A 26846-nucleotide genomic window follows, 5' to 3' on the forward strand; every position below is an offset into this window, starting at 1 on the left:
CCTTATTATTAAAATCCCTTTTATGACTCGAATACCCTATTTTAATTTCATAATTTACAAAGCATTACTCGCACTGACACTTCCTGACGTAAACGTTAAAAAGTGTATGAAAGTGTCTTTAATATTGATAATAGATTACAAAAGGAAAAGTTTGAGGGACAACCACAGCAAATGCTTAGCGTTTTGACGTCTGCGTTTAGAGGTTGAAAAGATCAGCTCACTACATACCTATTACGGCCAGTTTCTTTTGCTTTATACAAAGCAAGATCAGCTCGCTTCATTACCTCATCAAACAACTCTCGTTCAATGCGTTGTGCAATACCTATGCTTACAGTTATAAAGCGGTCGTTTTTCACATTAATTGTATGAGCGAGCTCTAAAATAGTTTGGGAAAAATCAGTCACATCATTAATATTACTTGGGGGGAAATAACCGGCAAACTCTTCACCACCAATTCGAGCAAAAATACTCGTGTCATCAAATAAAGCATTCACTTTATAGGCAAACTCTTTAAGTATTTTGTCTCCCATATCGTGACCGAAGTCATCATTTATAGATTTAAAATGGTCTATATCAATAATTAAAAGAGTGTATGCGGGTGTCGTCACATTTTTCACATATCGATAAAAACAACGCCGGTTATGCACATTAGTCAAATCATCCATAATGAGCTCTTTAGCTAACCGATTATGCATTTTTTGCATAAATAACATAGTTTTAAACAAGCCAAAAGCGGTTATTGCCATGCCTATAGTTCGGCATAAATCTTCAACATACAAACTTACCCAGTAAGGCGGTATAACTACCTCATCAAGCACATCAGCCGTAATACCGACAATCCATAATAACAATCCAGTGCTTACGTAAAAATATGCTTTTTTAGCTAACTTTGAGCACTGTACAACCCAAAAAATAGCAACAATGACTATTAAATTAATAACATCCGTCGTAAAACCATAAATATTATTTTTAAAATCTAAAAAAGGGAAATTCATTAAAGAATAAGCAGAAAACACCAAAATATAGGAAAGAAGTATAAACATTAAAAGCTTATTCAGCTTAGTGAGATGGACAAAGCGACTTAACTTTATACTTACTATTTCGGGATTCATTATCGTCCAATTTTACGTTAGGCTATATGAGCAACACGTAAAATTATAACACACGTTCAAAATTCAGATACAAAACCACTGCGTTAAATGAGTGTACTTACCCCCCATGTCCCTAGTATTAAAACACTTAAACCAATCATAGCCTTAGTTTTATGTTTACTAATTATCCGTTCAGCTTGATTACCCGCGTAATACACAATAATAGCCAAACTAAAATAACGAATAGAACGTGCAATAGCACTGGCTAACAAAAATAACCAAATTGAATATTTAGTTGCACCAGCAGCAAGCATCGCTATTTGAAAAGGGATTGGTACAATACCAAGCGTTATAACAAACCAAAAACCTTGTTCTTGCATTTGTTGCTGAACATTTTTAAATTGCTCAGGTGTTGAAAACGTATTAATGATCCAATCACCAACGGCGTCAAATAGGTAATAACCCAAAGCATAGCCAAACAGAGCTCCCACAACACATCCCAAAGTAGCCATAAATGCAATAAGCCAAAGTTTTTCACGTCGAGCTTGCATTAATGGCACTAAAACAGCTTCAAGTGGAATAGGGACTATGGTCGACTCTAAAAAAGACGCAACGGTAATACCACTTAACATATGCTTAGAATCTATAAATTGACGTGTTTTTTGTTTAAGTTTTTTTTGAATAGCCATTATAATTCCCTTCTATAATTTAAACTCTCGACAATATAAAGTAGAGGCCTTTATTTTATTTATCAGACACTTATAAAACCAAATATAAAGTCTATTTCACCTAAAAAACCACTACTGTAAATTTAACCTACAGAGATAAACCCACCAAAATCGAATGCTAATAAAGTTAAATTAACCTGAGATCTGGTTAAGATATTTACCAACGTATTGAATTATAGTGATATGTAAATTTATATTCTCTAGCCAGAAATTTTCAGTGAAAACAAGACGAACTTACGCGTCAATAGCTGGCCTGTTGCAAGTAAATTCAACACAGTGAGCGCTGAAAATAGCTGCTTGAGATAGATTTATTATCCACAGTTCAGGTTAAATTAACCTCCCTACAATCCAAGTAACAATATAACTAACTTGCGAAGTATCATCGCATATTCAGCTTAATACAGGATGAAAATACATATTTATGAGCAAGTCGCTATTTACTACATATGTTTCGCCTTATAAGCAATAAACGTTACAAGCTAAGTCCAAAGTTTTTACTGAAAACATATTCATGTAAAAAACACACCAATTAAATGAAAATGATATTGCGAATTATTCGTGTTTATATATAATATGGCGAAATTATTCCCGCTCAACTGTATTATTTGTTTACTTAATTAGGAATTTATTATGCGTTTAAAAAAACTATTAACAGGTGTGATGCTACTCACAGTCTGTGCAACAAGTTATGCCCACACTCCTTATTTAGCGCCCTACTCTTTTGATGAATCAAGTCAAGATAACGTTACTTTAGACGCTGCTTTTGCAGAGAAATTCTTTGTTCCTGAGCTTGCGTTTAATAACAGTATTTTTACTGTAATTACTCCTAATGGTGAAACCATAAATCCTGATAATGTTGTGAAATTGCATTTACGTATGGTTGTAGAGCATCAGCTAAAAGAAGAAGGTACTTATCGCTTTAGCACAGGTAAACGCTTAGGCCGTGTGTTTAAAATGTATGAAATAAACGGTGAAAGAAAATCGCTAGAAAACCCAATGGATGCAATCCCTGAGGGAGGAAAGTTACTCGCCTTTTTCCAATCACTCACCTTAGCTGAAAGTTATGTAACCAAAGGTGCCCCAAGTGAAACAGCCCTAAAACCTTACGGTCAAGGCTTAGAGTTTGTTGCTAAAAGCCACCCTAATGAACTTTTTGTTGGTGAACGTTTATCAATGGTTAGCGTGTTTAATGGAAAACCACTGGCTGACTTAACTGTTGATGTTTTTCAGGCGAACGATCAATTTAGCAATGATAAACCTTCCATCTCATTAAAAAGTAACGATAAAGGCGAGTTTAGCTTTATGCCACAAAAACAAGGCGTATACCTTTTACGTGCACGTTATAAAAGTGATGCACCTAAAGGCTCTCCGGCTCCTCAAATCAGTAATACCTACACCCTTGTTGTTGAAGCGACAGAATAAACGAGAAATAAAATGAACAAAATAATAACGATTACTTTTACTACTGTTTTAGCACTACTAAGTACAGTCACAAATGCAGCATCGCATAGCAAGTCGATTTACATAAACCAATACGATACCAACAATGACGGCAATGTGCACTTAGCTGAATTTGACAATGCCCGACAGAATAACTTTAACAACACTGACGAAAATAAGGATGGCGCAGTAAGCGAAAACGAATATATTTTTGAATACCAAGACCGTATGGATAAACAACTTACCCTTGATAGGTTAGTGCAAGTTAAACAAACCACAGTACGCTTCAAAGCACTCGATAAAAATGAAAATGCTAAAATGGAATGGCAAGAATACCAAGCATCTGGTGTACGTAGTTTTACAAAATATGATGTAAATAAAGACGGCACAATTAACGACCTAGATCCTGAGCCAAAAAGAAAAACAGAAAAGAAAACGGTTGAAAAAACTGAGCTGCAATTAGCACAAGAAAAACAAAATAAATTAAACAGAGCAAAACGCCTACTTCGTATGCCAACAACGCACGATCGAAAAGGTTTTTTTATTAAATACGACCTAAATCAAGATAACATTATTACCCAAAAAGAATTTAACCAACGCCGCCGACAAGACTTTGATCGTGCCGACGAAGATGCTAATAATTGGCTAACAGAGCAAGAGTATATTTTTGAATATGAAAACCGTTTAGATAAAAAGATAGCCACTACACGCAAAGCTGCATTAAAACAAACACACATTCGTTTTAATGTTTTAGATAAAGATGAAGATGGTGCAATGACCTTTGCTGAATACCAGCTGTCAGGGCATCGTAGTTTTACACGTTGGGATACTGACAAAGACGGTATCGTCAACAACCTAGATCCAGCGCCTAAAAAAAATGAATATGTGAGCAACAATAAAACGGCAAAATCATCAAACACTAATTACTGAATATTAAACGCCTCCCTGCCAATAAATTTACAGGCAGGGAGAACAATATTGAATTAAGGAATGTTGATAAATCATGTTAAAAAAAATATTCGGTGCTGCTTTATTACTTATTTTTAACACACAGCCAGCTCTTGCTATGGTAAATGCCCATTACGATAATGTATTAGGTACATCAATGGATATAAGCATTGCAGGTGTACCTCAACTGCAAGCCGAAAAAGCGATAGGTAGTACATTAAATGAAATAACACGCTTAGAAGGGATTCTTTCAACGTGGCAAAAAGAGAGTCAGATTAGCTTGCTAAACAAGTTAGGAAGTAAACAAAACCTTCCTAGTGAATTAATTGAAATTGTTGAATTATGTGAAAAATGGCATGCCGCTTCGCATAAAAAATTCAGTTGCAAAATGGGCAAATTAAAAGAGCTTTGGTTAACCGCTGAACGCACTGATAGCGTACCAGATAGGATTGCCGTACGTTATAAAGCTCGCGACATCCAACGCTCAACCATTAACATTGATGCTGTAAAAAGCAGTGTAATATTAGATGAAAAAATAGCACTTGATCCTGCGGGGTTAGCAAAAGGGTTTATTATTGACTTAGCTTATGCGCATTTGCATTCGTTATTGCCTGATGCAACGGGATTAAAATTAGATATTGGCGGTGATGCATATTATTGGGGAAAACCAAATAATAATGCTAAATGGCATGTTGCAATAGCCGATCCGACAAATCTAAACGATGCTCAATCAGCAGCGCCATATTATGTGAATTTATCAAATATGGCCATTGCATCAAGTAGTCACCATAATCGCTTTAGACAGATTCAAAGAAGAAAATTTAGTCATATTTTAGATCCACAAGATGGCTGGCCAATGGACTATGCGCCATCTGCAACGGTTATAGCTAAAGACGCCGTCACTGCAGATGCCATCGCAACGGCATTAAGCACTCAATCAATATCACAAGGAATAGATTGGGTTAATCAACTAGAAAATGTTGAAGCATTAATAGTATCGCCTCAAGGTTTAAAAGTGGCATCAGCTGGATGGCATACTTTTGTAGGCTCTGAAACTGAAGCCATTGATGAGCTTTCTGCTAACTCACTGCAAATAGAATATCAAATACCTAATTTACAAGTAGCTAAATATGAAAAACCTTATGTTGCTATTTGGATAAGCGATCGCCAAAACCGTAGTGTTTATAATTTACTATTACTGGGTGAAAGTAATCGATGGGCTAAAGAAAACAGTCGTTGGTGGCGACGTGTCGGTCGTAAAAATCCAGATTTATTAGATGGTATAGCTCGTCCAACTCGCCGACCAGGAGAATATAAAGTTCTTTGGAGTGGCCTAAATAACAATGGTGAATTTGATAGAAAAGCTAAATACTATCTAAATATAGAAGCGGCAAGAGAAGGTGGAGGCCACAACTATAAACGGATTGAATTTGAGTTTAGCCCTCATACTGAATCAGCCTCACTACCTAAAAAATTAGTCATTCCTGCTAAAGGTGAACTGGGAATTGTAAGCATAACTTATAAAACAACAAATAATAATCGCCTCTAACGCTTACTCATTTAAAGGTATTATTAAAAAATAAATGTGTAAATCGCAATCGTTTGCCTTTGCATTTAAATTAACATTAAATTAGGGATCATCATGAAATATAAAAAATCCATTTTAACCAGTGCAATAACCATTGCACTTAGTGGGCAAGCTTTCGGACAGACCATACAAACACTAGAAAAAACGGTTGTTAAATCTCAAAGCATTGAGCGTGATGCGGTAGTAGAAGTACTTAGTAGTGAAGAATTAGCACTTCGCCAAGTTGATAACTTTGAAGATTTAGTAAAATTAGTACCTGGTGTATCTGTATCAAAAGGTGATGATCGCTGGGGTGCAAGTGGCTTTAATATTAGAGGATTAGATGAAGACCGAGTTGCTATTAATGTTGATGGTGTGCCACAGGGCGAAACACTAAAGTACGAAAGCGGACAAGCTTACGGATATTTTAAAGGTTCACGTAATGGTGTCGATATTGAAGCACTAAAATCAGTTGAAATTGTTAAAGGTGCTGATGCTATTTTATCGGGTAACGGTTCGCTTGCTGGTGCCGTTAATATGACAACGAAAGATCCTGACGATTTTCTTTCTTATCAAGGCGATGACTCAGGTTTTGCCATAAAAGCAGGCTACAGTGGTGAAAATAGCGAAACAATGACCTCACTCACTGCGGCTAATAGAACTGGTGCTCTAGAATCACTCATTATTTATACCTATCGCGATGGTAATGAATTTGAAAACTATGATATGAATGGCGCTGATATAGAAGGCTCTGCCAGAGAAATTCCTGACCCTCAAGATACTAAGTTAAATAGTGTACTAGCTAAGCTTATTTATGAAATTAGTCCTGACAATGAAATTGGATTTGTTGGTACTTATTATAAAACAAAAGTAATTACTGATACGCAATCATTTAATGGGGGTTGGTATTCAAACCGAGTAGGCAACGATATAAGTAAAACAACCCGAGTTGGTGTTTTTCATAAATACGAAGGTGAAACAGCTCTTTTTGATAAAATAACCACTGCATTAAATAAACAAAGTATCGACTTTGCGGCTAATACGAGCCAACACGCTAGATTTGGTTTTGGTGGTGGAATAACTACCGATGAAGACCGTGTTGATACACGTGCTTTTAATCAAGACCTATTCCAAGTAACAGTTGATCTAGAGAAGTCATTTAAGTTTGCGCAACAAAAACATAAATTAGTTTATGGTGCTGAAATATTAAATAAAGACTATGAAAACTCACAAGTACGAAAGTCTAACAGCATTTTAAACGACAAGGGTTGGGTAGAATCAAGCAGCCAAGCTTTGATCCCAAAATCAGAAGCCGACATTTATACTTTATACGCCTTAGATACGTTTAATCTTGGAAAAACAACTCAGGCGCGTCTTGGCGCACGATATGACCACTATACATATAATGCTAAAGCAGATGAAAACTATTCAGATGAATCAGGAACATTAGGAGAAATTTCGTTCTCTATGGCAACATGGACAGCTGGCATTGAACAAGCACTCAATGATTCATTTAGTATTGAAATGGGTGTATCAACTGGCTTCAGAGCACCTACCATTGAAGATATGTACACAACAAGTGGCACTCTCGATGATTGGAATGAAGTTCCCAATGCCGATCTAAAAGCGGAATACAGCACTAACTATGACGTTGCATTAGTTGGTGAGTTTTCTAAAGGTAGTTTTCGTTTAGGTACTTTTTTCAGTAAGTATAAAGACTTTATTGATAGCGAAAAACGCCAAGGCATAAATACTAATACGGGTGAAACAGACCCAGATGGATTTTTTGTCAACTTTAATTCAGATACCGTTGAAATTAAAGGTATTGAGTTCTCGGCCGACCTTAACCTAAGCCGCACATTTGATTTAACACCCGGTTTAAAAACGCGTGTACAAGCGGCTTATACAAGTGGTGAAAATAGCGAAGATACGCCTATCTACTCTATTCAGCCGTTTAATTTAACGTGGGGAATAAGCTACGACCAGCCTGAAGGTAATTGGGGCGTTCACACATATGCTTCTTACACTGCAGGTAAAGAAGATAAAGACTCCTTTACAATCGATGAAAATGGCGAAAAAACATACCCTCTTTATTCTAGTAATGCAGCAACAATTATTGACCTAACTGGGTATTACAATATTACTGAGTCTTTACGCTTGGTTGCAGGCGTATACAACGTAACAGATAAAGAATATTACCGTTGGGATAGTGTTCGCTTTGTTGACCAAGGTGATATGAGACCTGGGATCGGAGTGACTGATAACGGCATTAAACGCTACAGCGAAGCAGGCCGTAATTTAGGTGTAAATGTAAGTTATAAATTTTAAGGTACACAAAATAATTAATTTTTAGGCCGAGTTATGACTATAACTCGGCTTTTTTTCTTCTAGCCAAGATAAATAGTGCTTAAACAAAAAGCACGTTAGAAATAGCAGACAAATTAACTTACAATTAAAAGTAGTGAGTATTTTAATTGTAAGTAGTTATTAAATTTATGCAAAGTGCGCGTTTTATTCCCTTTAGAAAGCAAGATATTGTTGATATGTGTAGCGAAGAGCTTAGAAGCAGTACACAAAAAACATCGTTTAAACAATTTTGTGATTTACTAGCAAGCCTTATTCATTACGATTACCACGCAACACTTGAATCACTTAAAAATAACTACGCCCCGTTTGATCCCAACAGTGACACGCGATCGTTAGCGCCAGTATCGGCGGATCAAAAAGCGCAGTGCCAACATGAGTTTGCTAAAGATTTTGCCAAAGTACTCAATGCTGCTAATTTTGAAGTGATCACCAATGAAGACTTACAAGAGGCATTAAACGAAGAATCACTATTTAAAGTGCGCCTTGAGGTTGAGTTTGACGACTTTGAAGAAGTGGTATTTTATCGCCGTGGCGAGTCGCAACTCACTGAAACCATCATCAGCTTTTGGGGCCTTCGTAAAAAACCGCTGCACTTTACTAATTACGACCGAGTTGCGGTGTTTATTCGCTTTAAAGACAGCGCTTATTTTGCAGCTAAAAATAAAACGCCAATGGGGTTTGAGCCAAGTTCAACCATAGTAAAGTTGTTTCAAAATGTGCCAAAGGCTGATCTCGAAATGCTATTTCCTAATAGCGAAGTACGCATGCGCCCTATTGATAAAGCAATTATTGGCTCATCGGCTTTAGTTGGCGGTGCAGTGGTACTTATAACTAAACTTGGCGCATCAATCGTATTATTGCTTGCTCTGTTTGCTTTTTGGGGTGGTTTTAGAAGTGAAGCTGTAGAAATGACCCAACAACATTTTATTACCTTTGCTATTGGCATGGGGGTTTTTGGCAGCTTTATTTTTAAAGAATGGAGTAAGTTTAAAAACCGTAAAATAAAATTTATGAAAGCCCTTAGCGATAACCTCTACTTTAAAAACCTCGATAACAACGCGGGTGTTTTTCACACGCTTATTGACGCCGCCGAAGAAGAAGACATAAAAGAAGCCCTGCTTGCGTATACCTTTTTACTCAAATCAGAAAGCGGCTTAACCGCACAAACGCTTGATGAACAAATAGAGCATTGGTTTAAAAGTAAATACCAGTGCGATCTTGATTTTGAAATTAGCGACGCACTTGAAAAGCTGGTGCGTATGCGTTTGGTAACGTGCACTAGTGATGTGTATAGCGCAATAAATTTAGATCATGCAAAAACGATACTGGATGAGCGCTGGGATAATCTTTTTCAATATAATTAATGTAGTATTTTTGCTAAATAATACCCAAATAAAAAAGCAGCTGATAAGTACAGCTGCTTTTTTATTATATTATCAATAGCTAGTATTTAAGCTAATTCAGCTTCTGCTTTTTTAGTAAATTTAGAATGCACTAACTTATAAAGCGCAGGCAATATTAACAGTGTCAGTAAAGTTGATGAAATAATCCCGCCAACCACTACTGTGGCGAGAGGTTTTTGCATTTCAGAACCCGTTCCCGAATTAAGCGCCATAGGTATAAAGCCTAAACTTGCCACCAGCGCAGTCATCAGTACTGGGCGCAGGCGCTGTAATGCACCGCTGTGAATTGCTTCAAACAAACTTAAGCCGTCGATTCGTAACTGCTTAATAAACGACAGCATAACCACGCCGTTTAATACCGCGACACCACTTAGGGCAATAAACCCCACACCCGCTGAAATTGAAAGCGGCATATCGCGCAGCAATAACGCAAGCACACCCCCCGTTAATGCCAGTGGCACACCACTAAATATAATCAATGAATCACGAAGCGATCCAAAGGCGCTATACAGTAAGCCAAATATAAGCAGTAAAGTGACCGGCACAACCAACGACAATCGCTTACTTGCCGATTGTAGCTGCTCAAACGTGCCGCCGTATTCAAGCCAATAGCCACTTGGTAAATTAAGTGATTCATTCATGCTCGCTTGCGCATCACTTACAAAGCTTGCTAAATCGCGCCCCTCTACATTGGCAGTTACTACTACATTGCGCTTACCACTTTCGCGGTTTATTTGATTAGGCCCTTTTTCAATGCTGATTGTCGCTACTTCGCCAAGCGGTACAAATGCAAGTTCTGGGTTACTATCTTTAGGTAAAGCAACTGGCAAACGAGCAAGTGCTGATACATCGCTAGACCAACGCTTATCAAGGCGCACTAATAACGAAAAACGTTTATCGCCCTCGTAAATTAGTCCGGTTTGCACACCACCAACAGCGGCGGCAAGTGTTTGTTGAATATCGTTTACGCTTAAACCCAATAACGCCATGTGGTCGCGCATTGGTGTTACCGAAAGTGTTGGCAATCCTTCCATTTGCTCCAAACGTACATCGGTAGCGTCTGCAATATTACGCATTAGCCCTGTGGCTTTTTCGCCAAACTCTTTAAGTACGCTTAAGTCGTCACCATAAATACGCAGTGCCACATCGGCGCGCACGCCAGCAATTAACTCGTTAAAGCGCATTTCTATTGGTTGTGTAAATTCGTAATTATTACCTGGTACATCGTTAACACGGGTACGAATTTGCTGAACCAATTCTGCTTTAGTGAGTGCTGGATTAGGCCACTCTTCTTGCGGTTTAAGTATTAAAAAAGTATCAGCAACATTGGGCGGCATAGGATCGCTTGCTACATCAGCAGTACCAATTTTTGAAAATACGTTAGCAACCTCAGGCTGATCTAATATGGCTTGCTCAAGTTCTTTTTGCATTTGCACAGATTGCTCAATACCAGTGCCAGTAATGCGCAGCGCGTGCATAGCAATATCGCCCTCATCAAGTTTCGGTAAAAATTCTGCGCCCATGTTTTTAACTTTAAAACCAAGCACTAATACTAATGCAGTGGCAATACCCACCATCAGCCACGGTAATTTAAGCGATATACCAAGTAATGGTTTATACACTTTTTTAACGCCGCGCATGAGTGCATTTTCGGTTTCATCAACCTTACCGCGAACAAACACTGCAATAGCAGCAGGAACAAAGGTAACGCCAAATATAAGCGCGCCAATTAACGCCGCAACTACTGTAAATGCCATTGGCTGAAACATTTTGCCTTCAACGCCGCTTAGTGCAAATAAAGGTAAATAAACCAGCATAATAATAACAATACCAAATACAGCCGGTGTAAATACTTCTTTGGTGGCTGCGGTCACTACATTTAAACGCTCGTTTAAGGTAAGTAGCCTGCCATGTTTATGCTGAGCTACACCGAGTTGGCGCAGGCAGTTTTCAACTACAATTACAGCGCCATCAACAATTAAACCAAAATCGATTGCGCCTAGGCTCATTAGGTTACCCGATACGCGATTACCCACCATACCTGTAACGGCAAACAACATACTCAACGGAATAACCATTGCCGTAATAAGCGCGCCCGTTACATTACCCAGCAGTAATAGCAAAATCACTATCACTAAAATGGCACCTTCAAATAAGTTGGTTTGCACGGTTGCTATGGTTTTATCAACAAGAGTTGTACGGTCGTAAACCGCTTCAACAATAACGCCAGCGGGTAAGCTTTTTTGCACATCAACTAACTTATCAGCCATCGCTTTTGCCACTACGCGGCTGTTTTCGCCAATTAGCATCATGGCGGTGCCGAGCACGGTTTCCTCGCCGTTATAAGTGGCCGCGCCAGTTCTAAGCTCCTTGCCTAAAAGCACGTTAGCCACATCTTTAATGCGTACAGGTGCATCGTCGCGCTTAGCTATAACGGTATTGGCTATGTCATCAATGGTTTTTAACTGCCCTGGTGAGCGTACTAAATATTGCCCATCAAAACGCTCAATATAGCCTGCGCCTCGGTTACTGTTATTAACCTCAAGTGCACTAATTACATCGCTAATAGTAAGCTTATAAGCAATGAGTTTTTCGGGCACTGGCGCTACTTGATATTGGCGCTCAAAACCACCTTGGCTGTTTATTTCGGTTACGCCTTTTACTTTTAAAAGCTGAGGACGAATAACCCAATCTTGCAAAGTACGTAAATCTTCAGCGTTGTAGGCGGTACCATCTTCTTTTAACCCATTAGGCGCGGCGTGCACACTATAAGTAAATATTTCGCCTAAACCACTGGCAATAGGACCCAAGTTTGGCTCTACGTTATTAGGTAAGTCGGAGCGAATACTTTGAATACGCTCACCAATTTGCTGACGCGCCCAATAAATATCGGTGCCTTCATCAAAAATAACCGTTACTTGCGAAAGCCCATAACGCGAAAGCGAACGGGTGTAATCAAGCTTAGGTATGCCCGCCATGGCGGTTTCTACCAAATAAGTAATGCGTTGTTCTACCTCTAATGGCGTAAAACCCTGCGCTTTGGTATTAATTTGCACTTGTACGTTAGTTATATCGGGTACTGCGTCTACCGCTAAATTTTGAATGTTGTATACACCAAATCCAGCAAATAAAAATGTAAGCGCAAGCACCAGCATGCGGCGTTTAACCGCAAAAGAAACTATCCAATTAATCATGGTGCCTCCTAGTGAGCGTGGCTTGCGCCGCTTTTTAAAATATCAGCTTTAATGACGTAACTATTGTCTGTTACGTATTCGCTACCCGCGTTTAAACCTGCAAGTACTTCTACCCACTCGCTATTTTTTGCGCCTAAGGTAACGGGGCGCACTTCAAATACATTATTTTTACGAACAAACACACTGGGTTGACCGTTAAACTCTTGAATGGCTTGTGGCTTTACACGCACGCTGACATTTATTTTAGCCACACTTACATCGCTATTTATATGCATGCCTGGGCGCCAATGCCCGTCTGGGTTATTAAGCTCTATACGGGCACGCGCTATGTGCCCGCCTGTCATCATTGGGGCTATAAAAAACACTTTGCCTTGCGTATTTAAATGGTGATGCAAGTCGTACACTTTAGCGCTTTGGCCAATGGCGAGTTTTTCAATGTTTTCAGGAAAAGCCGACAGCTCAACCCACACTTTATCAAGGTTAACTACCTGCATCAGTGCGCTGGTGCTTGCAAGCTCGCCACGCTTTAAGTATTGCTCGGTTACAACGCCGCTAATTGGGCTTTTAATAGGGTAGTTTTGCAGTGTTTCGCGGTTGGTTACATTGGCAAGTACGTCGCCTTTTTTAACGTTTTGACCAATGCTTACAAAAATATCACTGATCAATCCTGTATACGGCGCCATTACTTCTACCGTGCCATGTTGTGTTGGTGCAATAACGCCAAAAAGCGTATCGGTAATATCCACTTCACCACTTTGCGCTATCTCGGTTTTAATACCTGCGCGCTCAATAGCTCGCTCTGTTAGCGTAGTTTGCCCTTCGTGTTGGTCGTATTCATAGCTAATGCTCTCGCCTTTATAATTAGCAGTAACGGTAAGTGCAAACGAATGCGGTTCGTTAATTGATTGCGTGCTAACAAGGTAGTCGCCCTCAGCTGCAAACTGTATATTTTGCGGGGCTTCAACTAAGCGCTTTAAACTCATTGTTATGTTTAAGTCGTTTATATTAATTGGCTTATTTTGTTTATAGCCGTATACGCGCAGCTCAACATTACCTGCAAATTCTTGCAATTTAAGCTCAAGGGTTAATTTAGAGTCAGTTAATAAAAAGCCGCCGTGTGGACCTTGCTTTTGCTCGTATTGCTCTGTTTCTTTATGACCTGACTCGCCATGCTCAGCAGAGGCAAATACATCTGTACTTACAAAGCTGCTGGCAAACGAAAGTGATACTAGTAATGCGATTATATTTTTATTCATGATTGATGAGTCTCAATTAAAGATTGGCCTGTTAAACGCTCAAGAGTAAGTAGCACTTGGTACAGCTCTGCGTGAGTTGTAATAAGTGTGCGTTTAGAATCAAAAAGTGCTTGTTGAGCATCAAGCAATTGCAACACCGAAATTTGTCCGCGTTGATAACTTTTTAAGCTTTGCTCAATCAATGTTTGTGCCTGAGGAATAATTTGATCAGATAATAGCTTTGCCTGATTAGCTCGACCTTGATAATAAGCGTACAAAGTACGTACTTGCTGGCGTAGCTGGATGCGCAATTGCCCTTGCTGCTCATTTAAAAGCATGAGCTGACTATTTGCAGCTGCAATATTTCCGCTATTTGAATTACTTAATTGCAGTGGTATAGAAAACGAAAACACTAATGAGCTGGAGCCGCTTTGTTGGTTATAGCGCACGCCTCCCCCTACATTAATATCGGTTTGTCCGTTTGCTTTTTGCAGTGTTAAATTAGCTGTTTGCTGTAAATATTGCTGTTGTAATAATGCAAATTCAGGGGCTTGGTTAACCGCATCTAAAAGTGCTTGCGCTGATTTAAGCGCAGTAATTACATTAATATTGCCAGCAAGAGTATCGTAGGGTTGCTCCTCACTCCACAGCTCGTTAAGCGATAAACTTGCTCGCTCAAATTCACTATTAAGCATGGCTTTATCAAGCTCTACTTGGCTAAGTGCATAACGCATGCGCGTTACATCGGCTTGCGACGCTGCACCCGCATTAGCTCTTTGTTCAATCGCTTTAAGCGCTTGGGTAACTACCTGTTTACGCTCGTTGTTTAAACTTAATAATGTTTGAAATTTAAGCCCTTGATAGTATCGCTCAGCAGTGGTTGCCAATAACGCTAAACGGGTATTTTCATACTGTATTGCTTGGGCTTTAATATTGGCGGTTGCGTAATTAATACGGCTCTGGCGCTTATCGCCCAGCTCTATTAGTTGGCTAAGCCCAAGCGTTATTTCAGCGCCTTGAATGCCACGCGCCTTGTTAGTGCCAAGTAAGTTTTCAGCTTCAACATTCAATACAGGGTTAGGCGAAAGTGCAGCTTGAGATTTAAGCGCACTCAATATTTTTTGATGATAAGGGTAGCGTTTTAATACCAGATTTTGTTGTTCGGTATTACTCAGTGCCTGCTTTAGGGTTAATGTTTTAACATTCGCCAAAGTACTAAAAGCAGGTAGCGCGCACATTAGCGCCACCAGCATAATTGGTTTTTTATTCATATAGCGTGTCCGTTTTTTAACAAACAGAGTTAACTTAATCACTACGCCTATTTTAAAAACAAGCGCGATCAAGCAACCTAAATATGTAAATAACTAGCCTAATAGCGCACAAGCGCAGGCAGTTTTTTACAAAGTATTTAAAATTAAAAACTAACTAAGTGAATTGGGTGGCGGTACATCTGGCGGGTAATTTAACCCGTTATAGCACGCAGGCGAAGTTGCTTTACTTTGCTCTGGGCTTATTGAGTGGCTAGAAGTGCTGTTGTAGCCACAATGGCAATGTTGGTGGGCATGAATTTCGGTAGTTGATGTTTTATCGCTTTGGTTATCATCGGCAGTGGAGTCGCCTTGCGATAACGAACTGGTTACGTGATCAACGTCTTCTTGCAAATGATACGCAGCGCCATCACAGCTAATAAAGCTGTGTACAAGCACTAATAATATCACTATTAAAAAACGGTTTGAGCGCATTACCTACCTAAAACTCTAAAATGCAATTTAAGAAATCGCACAATACCTTAAATTTATTCAAATGTAGAGAGCCGCTAACGTTATTTTCTAAATTCGCTTGGCGACACACCTACCGACTTCTTAAAACGTTTGGAAAAATTAAAAATATTAGAGTACCCCACATAACTTGCCACATGCGAAATTGGCCAAGCCGTGTTTAACAATAAGTTTTTAGCCCGTTCAATGCGTAAATAAATAAGTTGTTGTATTGGGCTTTTACCAAATTGCGCTTGGCATAAACGATGCAAATGCGGCGATGAGTAATGCACATGTTCGCACATTACCTCTATTGTCCAATCAAACTGCAAGCGCTTGTCTACCTCTTCAAACAGACTAATTAAACGGTTATGCGCCGCACCCTGTGAGTTATTTTGCAGCGTAGCATTTAAGTAATGACTTAAAATAGGCGTTACGCTTTCGCGTAAATTAGCATTAGGCTCGCTGTATAAAAGCTCCATAGCAAGGTGTAACGGTTCAAGTTTTTGCTCGGTTAGTACCAGTGCTTGCGCTAAGTTTAAATGCTGCCAACGTTTAGTATTTGCAAGGTTTAACCAAATAACATCCCAATGTTCAGCATCAATTTTCACTTCAAAGCTTTGCTTTGCTGGTAGCACAATAAGTGTATTGGCATTAAGTGTGTACTGCTCATTTTGTGTTGTTAATTTACCCTGCCCTGCAAGCGTATAAAAAAGTGTATGTTCTAGCGGTGCTGAGCGTGCTACGCAATAACGACCCGATAGGTTTGAGCAACCCGCAAGTGCTATTTCAAGGTTTGGCATTTGCGCGAGCGTTTGTGAATCAATAAAGCGCTCTATACAACGCGGACCAATATCGAGTATGTCTTTAATGTTATAGCGCATAATTACAATGATAGTTTTGGACAAATAAAGGAGAGCTTTAAGCATAACCCCTGCGATTATTTTTAGCTATATTTAGCGCATTATAATTGCCCGCTTATGCAATAGGATAAACATGACCTCTTTACAGCACATAATTAATCGCCGAGATTGGGAAAACCCAATTTCAGTACAAGTTAATCAAGTAAAAGCGCACAGCCCACTCAATGGTTTTAAAAGCGTTGAACATGCTCGCACCAATACACAGCCACAAAAACAGTGTTTAAATGGGCAATGGGACTTTAAATTATTTGATAAACCCGAAGCGGTTGATGAGTCATTGCTAAGTGAAACACTAAACAGCAACTGGCAAAGTATTACAGTGCCTTCTAACTGGCAATTACACGGCTTTGATAAACCTATTTACTGTAATGTTAAGTACCCATTTGCAGTTAACCCGCCTTTTGTACCAAGCGACAACCCTACAGGCTGTTACCGCACTGAATTTAATATAAGCGAAAGTCAGCTAACTCAGCGTAATCATATTATTTTTGAAGGCGTTAACTCGGCGTTTCACCTGTGGTGTAACGGACAGTGGGTGGGTTATTCACAAGATAGCCGTTTACCGAGCGAGTTTGATTTAAGCGAACTGTTAGTTGCAGGCACTAACCGTATTGCCGTTATGGTTATTCGTTGGAGCGATGGCAGTTATTTAGAAGATCAGGACATGTGGTGGCTAAGCGGTATTTTTCGCGATGTTAACTTACTTACAAAACCACAAAACCAAATACGTGATGTGTTTATAACCCCCAATTTAGACGCTTGCTATCGCGATGCAGCACTACATATAAAAACGGCGATTAATGCGCCGAATAACTACCAAGTAGCAGTGCAAATTTTTGATGGCGAACAGGCGCTATGTGAGCCACAAATTCAAAGTACTAACAATAAACGTGTTGATGAAAAAGGTGGCTGGAGCGATGTTGTATTTCAAACAATTGATATACAAAGCCCTAAAAAATGGACCGCCGAAACCCCGTACTTATACCGCTGCGTTGTAAGTCTGCTTGATGAGCATGGCAATACCGTCGATGTTGAAGCCTACGACATTGGCTTTAGAAAAGTAGAAATGCTTAACGGGCAACTGTGTGTAAACGGCAAGCCGCTACTTATTCGCGGTGTTAACCGCCACGAACACCACCCAGAAAACGGTCATGCAGTTACTACCGCCGATATGATTGAAGATATTAAGCTGATGAAGCAAAATAACTTTAACGCCGTGCGTACTGCTCACTACCCTAATCATCCCCGTTTTTATGAGCTATGTGACCAGCTAGGTTTATACGTAGTTGATGAAGCAAATATAGAAACCCATGGCATGTTTCCTATGGGCAGGCTTGCAAGCGATCCTCAGTGGGCTGGTGCATTTATGTCGCGTTATACACAAATGGTTGAGCGCGATAAAAACCACGCCTCAATTATTATTTGGTCATTGGGCAACGAATGCGGACACGGCGCAAATCATGATGCTATGTACGGCTGGTCAAAAAGCTTTGACCCCTCTCGCCCAGTGCAATACGAAGGCGGCGGTGCAAACACAACGGCTACCGACATTATTTGCCCAATGTACGCCCGTGTAGATACCGATATTAAAGACGATGCGGTACCTAAATACTCTATTAAAAAGTGGCTAAGCCTACCAGGTGAAACTCGCCCGCTTATTTTATGTGAATACGCCCATGCAATGGGTAACAGCCTAGGTAGCTTTGACGATTACTGGCAAGCATTTAGAGAATACCCACGCCTACAAGGCGGCTTTATTTGGGATTGGGTAGATCAAGGTTTATCTAAAACAGACGAAAACGGCAAGCATTATTGGGCTTACGGCGGCGACTTTGGTGATGAACTAAATGACCGTCAATTTTGTATAAACGGGTTATTGTTCCCAGACCGTACGCCGCACCCTAGCCTGTTTGAAGCTAAGTACAGCCAGCAACATTTACAATTTACATTGCGTGAGCAAACTAAAAACCAATACACCATTGATGTATTTAGCGATTACGTATTTAGACATACCGATAACGAAAAGCTTATTTGGCAGTTAATGCAAAATGGCATCTGTGTTGAGCAAGGCGAGCATGTACTTAATACTGCTCCGCAAAGTACGCACACGTTAACTATTAAAACTAAAACAGCATTTGAGCAAGGTGCGCAATATTACCTTAATTTAGATGTGGCATTAGTTAACGACTCACACTTTGCAAACGCTAATCACGTTATGGATTCAGAGCAGTTTAAGCTTATAAATAGTAACAATTTAAGCAGTAAGTTATTTGTATCATCATCTGAGCAAAACGCTATAAGTGTTAGCGAAACCGACTCTCAACTAAGTATTGAAAACGATAAATTTAAACTGATTTTTAATCAACAATCAGGGCTTATAGAGCAGTGGTTACAAAACGATACTCAGGTTATTAGTAGCCCACTGGTTGATAACTTTTATCGTGCCCCACTTGATAACGACATTGGTGTAAGCGAAGTAGACAATCTAGACCCCAATGCATGGGAGGCTCGTTGGTTGCGTGCAGGTATAGGGCAATGGCAGCGCACATGCAGCTCAATTCACGCAGTGCAATCAAGCGTTGATGTACGTATTACTTGTGTATTTAATTACGAATTTAACGGCGCAGTACAAGCAAAAACACAATGGCTATATACACTAAATAATACAGGTAAGATTGGCTTAAATATTGACGTGCACTTAAACGATACACTGCCGCCAATGCCGCGCATAGGGCTAAGTACAACGCTTAACAAGCAAAGCGATACAAAAGTAAACTGGCTAGGTTTAGGGCCTTTTGAAAACTACCCAGATCGCAAAGCCGCAGCTCGTTTAGGTTATTACAGCTTGAGCTTAAATGAGCTACATACACCGTATATATTCCCAACTGATAATGGCCTGCGTAGCGATTGCCAATTACTGAGTATTAATAACTTAACCGTGACTGGCGCGTTTTTGTTTGCAGCCAGTACTTATTCGCAAAATATGCTAACGCAAGCAAAACATACTAACGAACTCATTGCTGATGATTGCGTACATGTACATATTGATCATCAACATATGGGTGTAGGTGGCGATGATTCATGGAGCCCAAGTACTCATAAAGAGTATTTACTTGAGCAAAAGCAGTACAGTTATTCTTTAACTTTTTCAGCTAAATAATTTAAACAAAAATAGCGGCCAAATTGGCCGCTATTTTTTAATTTAAAAACTCTATTTATTAGCTAGTTTTTTAACTAATACGTTATCAAGCGAAAAACTTCCCGCTCCCTGAATTGCTAAAACCACAGTTACAACAAGTAACGTTAATGCATATTCATAACCATTGTTTGCCATAAATAAGCCATTACTAATATGTACGCTAAAAATAGCAATCAGCATAGTAAAGCCAGAAACTACAGCAGCTGGGCGCGTTAACAAACCAATTGCTAATGCAATGCCACCAAAAAACTCAGCGCTACCTGCCATCATTGCTAACCAATAGCCAGGCTCTAAACCAATACTCGCCATCCACTGCCCAGTGCCTTCAAGCCCGTAACCGCCAAACCAAGCAAATAGCTTTTGTGCACCATGCGCCGCTAAAATAAGGCCAACTGGCACTCGTAAAATTAATGCTGCTACGCCTGCTTTTGAGCTAAGTAATGTGTTTAGTAATTTCATGAGTTTTAGTCCTGTTTGAATTTATTTAATCGTTAGGTTTTTCCTAACCGTTGAACACAGTTTACTATCATCATTAAAAAACATTAACATGGAATTTATTGGTTAATTAGCAACGCAGTATTTATAATAATCCATAAAAAAAACCGCCAACCTAAAGGTGACGGTTTTTTATTAACGTATTACTTAGTATATTTAAGTAAGCGCTTAGCTTTGAAAATTAAGCGACTGCTTGCTCTAAAATTTCGCGGCTTTCTTTAAGCGTAATAGCTTGGTTTTCACCAAGTGCTAACATGCCGTGCGCTTCAAGTTTGCCAATAATATTGTCAATAGCTGCAGCTTTATCATCGCCATGCTCAGTAAGCTGGGTCGCTACGTCAAGGCTGTGGTAAAACGCTTCAATCGCTAGAATTGTTTTCTCAGCCAGGTCGTCAGATTGCTCAAGACCAAACACATTTTTACCCATTTGCTCAAGCTTTGCTTTTTTAACTGCAAATTGGTTGCGCAGTAAAGAAGGCTGAACAATAGCAAGTGAACGTGCATGATCAACGCCGTAAGCGGCTGTAAGCTCGTGACCAATCATGTGCGTAGCCCAATCTTGCGATACACCAGAACCAATTAAACCATTAAGTGCTTGGTTAGCAGACCACATAAGGTTTGCGCGCCATGCGTCGTCTTGGTTTTCAAAGTTATCGCCCAGTGTTTTAAGCGCTTTTAATAGTGCCTCTGCGTAGCCATCTTGTACAAGTGCGCCTGCTGGGAATGTTAAGTATTGCTCACAGGTATGAACCCATGCGTCTACTAAACCATTTACAAGTTGGCGCTGTGGTAATGTTTTCATTACATCAGGGTCCATAATTGCAAACTTAGGTTGTACCGCAGGAGACATAAACGGAAGTTTTTGTTTAGTCGCAGCTTTGCTCACAACAGAACCTTGGTTAGACTCAGAACCTGTAGCAGGAAGAGTAAGTACTGCCCCAATAGGTAATGCGCTAGTTACTTTATGTTTACCAGTAGGAATATCCCAACCTTCGCCATCATAAACTGCAGATGCTGCGATATATTTAACGCCGTCGATTACTGATCCGCCGCCTACACCTAGTACAAAGTCGATACCTTGTTCTTTACAAATTTTTACTGCCTGGTCTAGTACTTCAATTGTTGGGTTAGCGCCAACGCCCGAAAACTCTACCCAATCAAAGCCTTCAAGTGCTGCAGCAACTTGGTCGTACACGCCGTTCTTTTTAATTGAACCGCCGCCGTACACTACAAGTACTTTTTGATCCTTTGCGATCAAATCAGTTAGTGAGGCAATTTGTTCTTGACCGAACTGGATAAGTGTTGGATTTACGTAGCTAAATTTCATTATTTTGCTCCTAGGTGACGGTTAATTGCTGAGTACTTTACTTAGTTACCTAATAAAGTATCGATGCGTGCATATTAATGGCAAAACAAACATAAAAAAAGCCCAATAACTCGCAAAAGCTTGCCTAAAACTATCAACGTTGTTATTTTACGCAAAATACACTCAATTAAAGATGCCTTTTATGCCCACCATAGCCAATATGTTGCAACAATACGCCGAGCATAATCAATTACTCAGCTTTGAAGGCACCATGGAAACTATTATTCCAGGCGTGTATTTTCATCGAGCAACTAAAAGCTCGCCGCGTCAGCCGCTTATATATAACTCAGGTATTATTATTGTTGGACAGGGTCATAAAATAATTCACTTTCCTGAACATCAAATAAGATACGGTGCAGGGGACTACTTAGTCCTTGGCGTACCGGTGCCATTAGAATGTGAAGCATTTACCGATAACGATTTACCCGTTATGGGCATTGCCATAGATATAAACCCTGCAATGCTACACAAACTCGTTAATCAAATAATGCAGCATAAGCCTCTTTCAGCGTCATCGTCGTCAGCACAAATTGGCGCAGTGCAGTCGGCAGCTCTAGATACAGCAATGGAGCTCATTACCCATCGGCTATTGACTGTTTTAAATAACCCACTTGAGGCAGAAATATTTGGCGAAGATATAGTAAAAGAATTGGTATATCGCGTACTCTGCGGCCCTCAAGGCAACACTTTAATAGGCCTTGCGATGCATGATGGGCATTATGCTCGCATAGCACGTACGCTCTCCACTATGCACAGTAGTTATGCAAACCAAATAACTGTTGAAGGTTTGGCGGAAGATGTAAACATGAGTGTATCGTCGTTTCATCGCGCCTTTAAGCAAATTACCTTTGAATCCCCTCTACAGTACTTAAAAAAAGTACGCTTGGCTAAAGCAAAAGAACTCATTACTGCCAGCGGCAGTAAAGCCAATGAAGCCGCGTTAAGAGTAGGTTATACCAGTCCATCGCAGTTTAGCCGTGAGTTTAAACGCCTCTTTAATAAAACACCTAGCGAAGTATTAACTCAGCTACATAGCTAGCCCACAAAAAAGCCACTATAAAAAGTGGCTTTAAATAGCACGAGTGAAAAACTATACTTTTTTAAATAAAACCTCTGGGTTAACCATGGTTTTCATTTCAAGTACATTGCCATTTGGATCTTCAATAAAAAATGTTTCTTGCTCAAACTCATCACCAATAAAGCGACGGTAAGGTTTATCAAGATACTCTATACCCGCACTTTGTATTCGTACTTTTAACGCGTTAAAGTCGGTTTCTGATAAATGAATACCAAAATGCGGTACAGCTACAGCGCCCATATCTACGTCGTGGCGCACTGTAGGAAGACGCTCAACACTTTGATGCAATGTTAACTCGTTACCCCAAAAGTCGATATCAACCCAGCGACCCTCTTCACTATTACCGGTTTTACAACCAAGTACGTCACAATAAAATGCTTTAGTGACTTTTAAATCACCAGCTGGAATAGCTAAATGCAAACAGTTAGACATAAATTACCCTTGGTTAACTCTTTTAATATACTAAATTACCCGCATTATACATAAATCTTAATTTATAGAACATTAACAGCCATATAATTAAGCATATTTAATACTTTTAAAATGATTAATAAACAACCTTATTAAAGTTAGTGAATACTTATGCAATTATATTTGCAGGCAGTGCTTTAAAAGCAAAAAGGGTTACTTTAAAATGCGTGGACTATGATTAAATTCTTATCTTTAAAATTCATCACTTTTTTTATGGGTTTTATATCCTGCTTTGTGATGCATACAACATTTAATGTTCCATTAGTGATTTCGGCCGCATTAACTGGGCTCATAGGATCGTTTATACCGTTTCCTAAAAACGTTAAAAATCACCCTTATGCTGCTATTTATGCTGGTAGTTTTGCTGGCATGTGCTCGACTAATTTAATTACTAGTTATTGGGAGATTGTAATTATCTCGCTTATAGGTGCTAGTTTGTATGTGCTTACTATGAACTTGTTTACTGGTTTTGGCGGCAAGTTAGGTGGTGTTGCTTTTGCAAGTGTTGCAATATTTGTATTAGCTAAAGGGATTGTATTATGAGCCTTGAATATCCGTTAATTGCGCTGCTAGGGGCATTTTTAACGTTTTTTTTAGCAAAACATAATCGCTTTGATGCCATAAGAGCATCAGCTGCGCTTTCAATTGTTGCCTATCTACTTCTTAGCGTGCTTAACTTAAACCCTGAGCTTTACAGCATTGTGTTTTTTGGCGGCACATTTATAGGTATGAGCGCCCCACATCGCTTTGGTATATATACTGTAACTAACTCAGCCATTATTTTTTCAATACTCTTTGAGTATTTAGTTCCAAGGCTCGATGGCTATGGCGGCGCACTTGGCATTAGCGCGTTTTTGTCTGTATGTATTTGCCATACTTTTATTCTACTAGGCGCACCAAGAAGTAAAAAATAGTTAGGGTTTACGAGAGCATGTGGGGTAACCAAATAAAACGTTTAGCTTTGCTTTAATACCTTTTACTCTATAGATGCTTTTTATCAAATAGTCCCATTGGTGAAATGTTATTTTAAATGGGTTGTTAGTCTTTAACTGTCCTACGATGCCATATTTACAGGTTTTATTTGGGTCTTCCTCAACAAAGGTGCCAAATAATTTATCCCAAATAATTAATACACCCGCAAAATTTTTATCCAGGTAGCCTGCATTAATTGCATGATGCACTCTGTGATGAGAAGGTGTATTAAACACCTTTTCAAACCAACCAAGCTTATTCACTATTTGTGTATGCACAAAAAACTGATACGCCAAGTTGAGCGCCACAACAGTTAGGACTGTCATTGGGTCAAACCCGATCAACATCATAGGTAACCAAAATATCCACATGCCCACCAAGGGATACATTAAGCTTTGCCTAAACGCGGTAGTAAAATTCATTTTAGTAGAACTATGGTGTACGACATGCGCTGCCCATAACCAATGAATATGATGTGATGCTTTATGAAACCAATAGTACAAAAAGTCTTGCAGTAAAAAAGCACATAAAATAGAAAATACAGAAAGCTCTATATCAAACAAGCGGTATCCGTAAAGCCAATAAAAAAACGGCATAAGTATAATTAATGAAAGCGCATCTGCTCCTTGATGCATTAAAGCCAAAACCGTATTAGCTAGGCTGTCTTTTATACTGTAATAACGCCTAAACGCTATAAATTCAAATACTACAAAGGTTAAAAATACAGGGCTTAAGGCAAGTAAAATAATTTCAACACTCATGTTGTGCACTCCTTAAAATAGCGCTCTAATTTTGTAAGTGCGTTTTTAATATCTTTTTTAATGAAAAATTTAAGTATAAAACTGGGCATCCACCAAGGTGAAATACACTGTATAGAATAAGTAAGCTCAGTAGAGATAAATGCCTGCTTTTCGATAGCAGTTAAATAAATATCACCTTGATGAGCAGCCACAGGCTTATTGCCCACAATTTGATAGCAAATGTGATTACCGCTAGCACTTATAACTTGCTCAGTAAAAGTATACCCTGATGCTCTAACTTGCCTCACGGCTCCTTTTCCGCCGTTTATCTGCCCGCAATTTTGCGGTTTCAATAATAAAAATTGAGCGTTAAAAAACCTATTTAAACGTTCATGATCAAGCAACACATTAATTATTTCAGTGGGAGGAGCTGCAAGGTTTTGTTTTAAATTTATTAATATCACTGCTATAACCTTAAAAATTATTCACCTAGGGCCCGTTTATCTTTCTAAGTTAAATTTGCAGCCGTATGCTTGGTTTTTAGGCAAGGCTGCGCCCATGTTGTGTGGTTATTTCCAATAAATAGACGATAACGCAGTATAAATACCAAACATGATCTCCCCTTGAGTTCGTCCTAGGGGCGGTAGCAGGATACAGAACTTTGCTCAGCTTTTAGGATGTAAGCCAGATCAGTAACACATGAGTAGGTACTTAGCCTTCTAGGTTACAAACCTCGCGCTGCGATTAAATTGCCCCTAAATAGAACAAACTTTAATCCCCAAAGGTCAATAGGTCCTAGCATAATAAAATTTTACATGGCAGACTTGCTCATACACGACCATTTTTTAGCTTTAGACGACAAATGTACTCACTTGCTGATCATTACTTTTCAAGTACTCTTGATTACTTACAAAGCCAAGGTATAGCCAATGAAGTGGCTTTGAAGGCCATCAAATTTACTGAGTACAGTGATAATAAAGCACGACAATTCGCACCTCGTATTACCTTAACAAGTTACAACGCATTACTTGAATATTCACAAAAAACACTTAACGATCCCCTGTTCGGCTTTAAGCTTGGGCAGCATATTCGCACAGCAAATTTTGGAATTTTAGGTTACTTAATAGAATCAAGCGATAGTTTAGCCAGTGCTATACAGGTACTTTTAAATTATGACAGTTTGGTCGCTGACATAGGTAAATCACAATTTGAGCAGCTCGGCGATATTGCAATTATTCGCTGGCTACCGCATCCAAGTTGTAACGAACAGGTTATTTTGCGTAATATGACTGCTTGGGTATGTGTAATACGTCAATTACTTAACTCCAAACTATCTCCTAGTTCAATATGTTTCACGGATCACTACTCAAAAGAACATTTAAATACATTGGCTACGTGGTTTAATTGCCCTGTAAGCATAAACGCTAAGCACAATGAAATTTCATTCCCGAGTAGTTATTTAACCCTGCCATTTAAAACCGATAACGCAGCAGTTCACTTAGCACTTAGGCAAATATCAGAGCAGCAGCTTTCTAACTTTAAAAGCCAGCAACATGTAAGCGAAAAAATTAACCATATGCTTATGGTAAAAACCGACTTGCAAGAGTGCGACTTAATACGTACTGCAAATGCGCTAAATATCACGCCAAGGACCCTTCAACGGCATTTAAAGCTAGAGCAAACATCCTTTGCAATATTACTCGAACAAGAGCGTAAAAGACGTATTCCCTTATTAATAGGAACACAATCCTTAGCCAATTTAGCTTTATCACTCGGCTTTAAAGATCAGAGTTCGTTTAATCGGGCATTTAAACGCTGGTACTCATATAGCCCTATTAAATATTTTAAAATGCAAATAGGTAAATAAACCTC

Annotated in this window: 22 protein-coding genes; 10 read left to right on the forward strand and 12 right to left on the reverse strand. The window is 39.2% G+C overall.

Annotated elements, in window-relative coordinates:
• Positions 1 to 212: 212 nt before the first annotated feature.
• Positions 213 to 1043: a GGDEF domain-containing protein gene (locus tag D172_RS14545; protein WP_007378242.1), complete on the reverse strand. Its 831-nt coding sequence runs from the start codon at positions 1041 to 1043 to the stop codon at positions 213 to 215.
• A 152-nt stretch (positions 1044 to 1195) separates the two neighbouring features.
• On the reverse strand, positions 1196 to 1780 hold the full coding sequence (locus tag D172_RS14550; RefSeq protein ID WP_007378241.1) for a YqaA family protein: 585 nt from the start codon (positions 1778 to 1780) through the stop codon (positions 1196 to 1198).
• A 669-nt stretch (positions 1781 to 2449) separates the two neighbouring features.
• On the opposite strand from D172_RS14550, the gene D172_RS14555 reads away from it, so the two are divergent.
• The 5 genes from D172_RS14555 (at position 2450) to D172_RS14575 (ending at position 9505) form a co-directional block, all read left to right on the forward strand.
• Positions 2450 to 3241: a DUF4198 domain-containing protein gene (locus tag D172_RS14555; protein WP_007378240.1), complete on the forward strand. Its 792-nt coding sequence runs from the start codon at positions 2450 to 2452 to the stop codon at positions 3239 to 3241.
• 12 nt (positions 3242 to 3253) lie between these two features.
• Entirely contained in the window at positions 3254 to 4189 is a 936-nt protein-coding gene (locus tag D172_RS14560; RefSeq protein WP_007378239.1) for a hypothetical protein, read from the forward strand.
• Positions 4190 to 4262: 73 nt separating this feature from the next.
• A complete protein-coding gene (locus D172_RS14565; RefSeq protein ID WP_007378238.1) occupies positions 4263 to 5756 on the forward strand; it encodes a DUF2271 domain-containing protein in 1494 nt (497 codons plus the stop codon).
• 93 nt (positions 5757 to 5849) lie between these two features.
• A complete protein-coding gene (locus D172_RS14570; protein WP_007378237.1) occupies positions 5850 to 8102 on the forward strand; it encodes a TonB-dependent hemoglobin/transferrin/lactoferrin family receptor in 2253 nt (750 codons plus the stop codon).
• 167 nt (positions 8103 to 8269) lie between these two features.
• On the forward strand, positions 8270 to 9505 hold the full coding sequence (locus D172_RS14575; RefSeq protein ID WP_007378236.1) for a TMEM143 family protein: 1236 nt from the start codon (positions 8270 to 8272) through the stop codon (positions 9503 to 9505).
• A gap of 86 nt (positions 9506 to 9591) precedes the next feature.
• On the opposite strand, the gene D172_RS14580 is transcribed toward D172_RS14575, so the two are convergent.
• The 5 genes from D172_RS14580 to D172_RS14600 form a co-directional block, all read right to left on the reverse strand.
• Positions 9592 to 12738, reverse strand: coding sequence for an efflux RND transporter permease subunit (locus tag D172_RS14580; RefSeq protein ID WP_007378235.1), 3147 nt, complete (start codon positions 12736 to 12738; stop codon positions 9592 to 9594).
• 8 nt (positions 12739 to 12746) lie between these two features.
• Positions 12747 to 13994, reverse strand: coding sequence for an efflux RND transporter periplasmic adaptor subunit (locus tag D172_RS14585; RefSeq protein ID WP_007378234.1), 1248 nt, complete (start codon positions 13992 to 13994; stop codon positions 12747 to 12749).
• Positions 13991 to 15244, reverse strand: a complete 1254-nt coding sequence (locus tag D172_RS14590; protein WP_007378233.1) for a TolC family protein — start codon at positions 15242 to 15244, stop codon at positions 13991 to 13993. Before D172_RS14590 ends, D172_RS14585 begins: the two co-directional genes overlap by 4 nt.
• Before the next feature lie 150 nt (positions 15245 to 15394).
• Entirely contained in the window at positions 15395 to 15715 is a 321-nt protein-coding gene (locus tag D172_RS14595) for a hypothetical protein (RefSeq protein ID WP_007378232.1), read from the reverse strand.
• Between the two features lie 80 nt (positions 15716 to 15795).
• Entirely contained in the window at positions 15796 to 16614 is an 819-nt protein-coding gene (locus D172_RS14600; RefSeq protein ID WP_007378231.1) for an AraC family transcriptional regulator, read from the reverse strand.
• Between the two features lie 112 nt (positions 16615 to 16726).
• Between D172_RS14600 and D172_RS14605 the strand changes: the two genes are divergently transcribed.
• A complete protein-coding gene (locus D172_RS14605; protein ID WP_007378230.1) occupies positions 16727 to 19813 on the forward strand; it encodes a beta-galactosidase in 3087 nt (1028 codons plus the stop codon).
• Positions 19814 to 19864: 51 nt separating this feature from the next.
• On the opposite strand, the gene D172_RS14610 is transcribed toward D172_RS14605, so the two are convergent.
• A complete protein-coding gene (locus D172_RS14610) occupies positions 19865 to 20311 on the reverse strand; it encodes a DoxX family protein (RefSeq protein ID WP_007378229.1) in 447 nt (148 codons plus the stop codon).
• A 217-nt stretch (positions 20312 to 20528) separates the two neighbouring features.
• On the reverse strand, positions 20529 to 21674 hold the full coding sequence (locus D172_RS14615) for an iron-containing alcohol dehydrogenase (protein ID WP_007378228.1): 1146 nt from the start codon (positions 21672 to 21674) through the stop codon (positions 20529 to 20531).
• A gap of 181 nt (positions 21675 to 21855) precedes the next feature.
• Here D172_RS14615 and D172_RS14620 point away from each other — a divergent pair, with 181 nt between their 5' ends.
• Positions 21856 to 22752, forward strand: a complete 897-nt coding sequence (locus D172_RS14620) for an AraC family transcriptional regulator (RefSeq protein ID WP_007378227.1) — start codon at positions 21856 to 21858, stop codon at positions 22750 to 22752.
• Positions 22753 to 22803: 51 nt separating this feature from the next.
• Here D172_RS14620 and D172_RS14625 read toward each other — a convergent pair whose 3' ends face one another.
• A complete protein-coding gene (locus D172_RS14625; protein WP_007378226.1) occupies positions 22804 to 23223 on the reverse strand; it encodes a VOC family protein in 420 nt (139 codons plus the stop codon).
• Positions 23224 to 23499: 276 nt separating this feature from the next.
• Here D172_RS14625 and D172_RS14630 point away from each other — a divergent pair, with 276 nt between their 5' ends.
• A complete protein-coding gene (locus D172_RS14630) occupies positions 23500 to 23805 on the forward strand; it encodes a hypothetical protein (RefSeq protein WP_007378225.1) in 306 nt (101 codons plus the stop codon).
• Positions 23802 to 24176 carry a hypothetical protein gene (locus D172_RS14635; RefSeq protein ID WP_007378224.1) on the forward strand — a complete coding sequence of 125 codons (375 nt, stop codon included), beginning with the start codon at positions 23802 to 23804 and terminating at the stop codon, positions 24174 to 24176. Before D172_RS14630 ends, D172_RS14635 begins: the two co-directional genes overlap by 4 nt.
• Here the strand turns inward: D172_RS14635 and D172_RS14640 are convergent, their stop codons facing one another.
• Positions 24177 to 24995: a sterol desaturase family protein gene (locus D172_RS14640; RefSeq protein WP_007378223.1), complete on the reverse strand. Its 819-nt coding sequence runs from the start codon at positions 24993 to 24995 to the stop codon at positions 24177 to 24179.
• Positions 24992 to 25438 (reverse strand): SRPBCC family protein, encoded by a 447-nt coding sequence (locus D172_RS14645; RefSeq protein ID WP_007378222.1) that lies wholly within the window; start codon positions 25436 to 25438, stop codon positions 24992 to 24994. The genes D172_RS14640 and D172_RS14645 overlap by 4 nt, the downstream gene beginning before the upstream one ends.
• Before the next feature lie 398 nt (positions 25439 to 25836).
• Here D172_RS14645 and D172_RS14650 point away from each other — a divergent pair, with 398 nt between their 5' ends.
• Positions 25837 to 26841 carry an AraC family transcriptional regulator gene (locus tag D172_RS14650; protein ID WP_007378221.1) on the forward strand — a complete coding sequence of 335 codons (1005 nt, stop codon included), beginning with the start codon at positions 25837 to 25839 and terminating at the stop codon, positions 26839 to 26841.
• Positions 26842 to 26846: the final 5 nt, after the last annotated feature.

Origin of the sequence: Pseudoalteromonas sp. Bsw20308 (assembly GCF_000310105.2) — a bacterium.
In the GTDB taxonomy this organism is placed as follows: domain Bacteria; phylum Pseudomonadota; class Gammaproteobacteria; order Enterobacterales; family Alteromonadaceae; genus Pseudoalteromonas; species Pseudoalteromonas fuliginea.

What these genes read in the sequence shown, in the direction of transcription:
- D172_RS14545 (WP_007378242.1), bottom strand. Translation starts at nt 1,043, where the DNA reads ATGTTTATACTTCTTTCCTATATTTTGGTGTTTTCTGCTTATTCTTTA.
- D172_RS14550 (WP_007378241.1), bottom strand. Translation starts at nt 1,780, where the DNA reads ATGGCTATTCAAAAAAAACTTAAACAAAAAACACGTCAATTTATAGAT.
- D172_RS14555 (WP_007378240.1), top strand. Translation starts at nt 2,450, where the DNA reads ATGCGTTTAAAAAAACTATTAACAGGTGTGATGCTACTCACAGTCTGT.
- D172_RS14560 (WP_007378239.1), top strand. Translation starts at nt 3,254, where the DNA reads ATGAACAAAATAATAACGATTACTTTTACTACTGTTTTAGCACTACTA.
- D172_RS14565 (WP_007378238.1), top strand. Translation starts at nt 4,263, where the DNA reads ATGTTAAAAAAAATATTCGGTGCTGCTTTATTACTTATTTTTAACACA.
- D172_RS14570 (WP_007378237.1), top strand. Translation starts at nt 5,850, where the DNA reads ATGAAATATAAAAAATCCATTTTAACCAGTGCAATAACCATTGCACTT.
- D172_RS14575 (WP_007378236.1), top strand. Translation starts at nt 8,270, where the DNA reads ATGCAAAGTGCGCGTTTTATTCCCTTTAGAAAGCAAGATATTGTTGAT.
- D172_RS14580 (WP_007378235.1), bottom strand. Translation starts at nt 12,738, where the DNA reads ATGATTAATTGGATAGTTTCTTTTGCGGTTAAACGCCGCATGCTGGTG.
- D172_RS14585 (WP_007378234.1), bottom strand. Translation starts at nt 13,994, where the DNA reads ATGAATAAAAATATAATCGCATTACTAGTATCACTTTCGTTTGCCAGC.
- D172_RS14590 (WP_007378233.1), bottom strand. Translation starts at nt 15,244, where the DNA reads ATGAATAAAAAACCAATTATGCTGGTGGCGCTAATGTGCGCGCTACCT.
- D172_RS14595 (WP_007378232.1), bottom strand. Translation starts at nt 15,715, where the DNA reads ATGCGCTCAAACCGTTTTTTAATAGTGATATTATTAGTGCTTGTACAC.
- D172_RS14600 (WP_007378231.1), bottom strand. Translation starts at nt 16,614, where the DNA reads ATGCGCTATAACATTAAAGACATACTCGATATTGGTCCGCGTTGTATA.
- D172_RS14605 (WP_007378230.1), top strand. Translation starts at nt 16,727, where the DNA reads ATGACCTCTTTACAGCACATAATTAATCGCCGAGATTGGGAAAACCCA.
- D172_RS14610 (WP_007378229.1), bottom strand. Translation starts at nt 20,311, where the DNA reads ATGAAATTACTAAACACATTACTTAGCTCAAAAGCAGGCGTAGCAGCA.
- D172_RS14615 (WP_007378228.1), bottom strand. Translation starts at nt 21,674, where the DNA reads ATGAAATTTAGCTACGTAAATCCAACACTTATCCAGTTCGGTCAAGAA.
- D172_RS14620 (WP_007378227.1), top strand. Translation starts at nt 21,856, where the DNA reads ATGCCCACCATAGCCAATATGTTGCAACAATACGCCGAGCATAATCAA.
- D172_RS14625 (WP_007378226.1), bottom strand. Translation starts at nt 23,223, where the DNA reads ATGTCTAACTGTTTGCATTTAGCTATTCCAGCTGGTGATTTAAAAGTC.
- D172_RS14630 (WP_007378225.1), top strand. Translation starts at nt 23,500, where the DNA reads ATGCATACAACATTTAATGTTCCATTAGTGATTTCGGCCGCATTAACT.
- D172_RS14635 (WP_007378224.1), top strand. Translation starts at nt 23,802, where the DNA reads ATGAGCCTTGAATATCCGTTAATTGCGCTGCTAGGGGCATTTTTAACG.
- D172_RS14640 (WP_007378223.1), bottom strand. Translation starts at nt 24,995, where the DNA reads ATGAGTGTTGAAATTATTTTACTTGCCTTAAGCCCTGTATTTTTAACC.
- D172_RS14650 (WP_007378221.1), top strand. Translation starts at nt 25,837, where the DNA reads ATGTACTCACTTGCTGATCATTACTTTTCAAGTACTCTTGATTACTTA.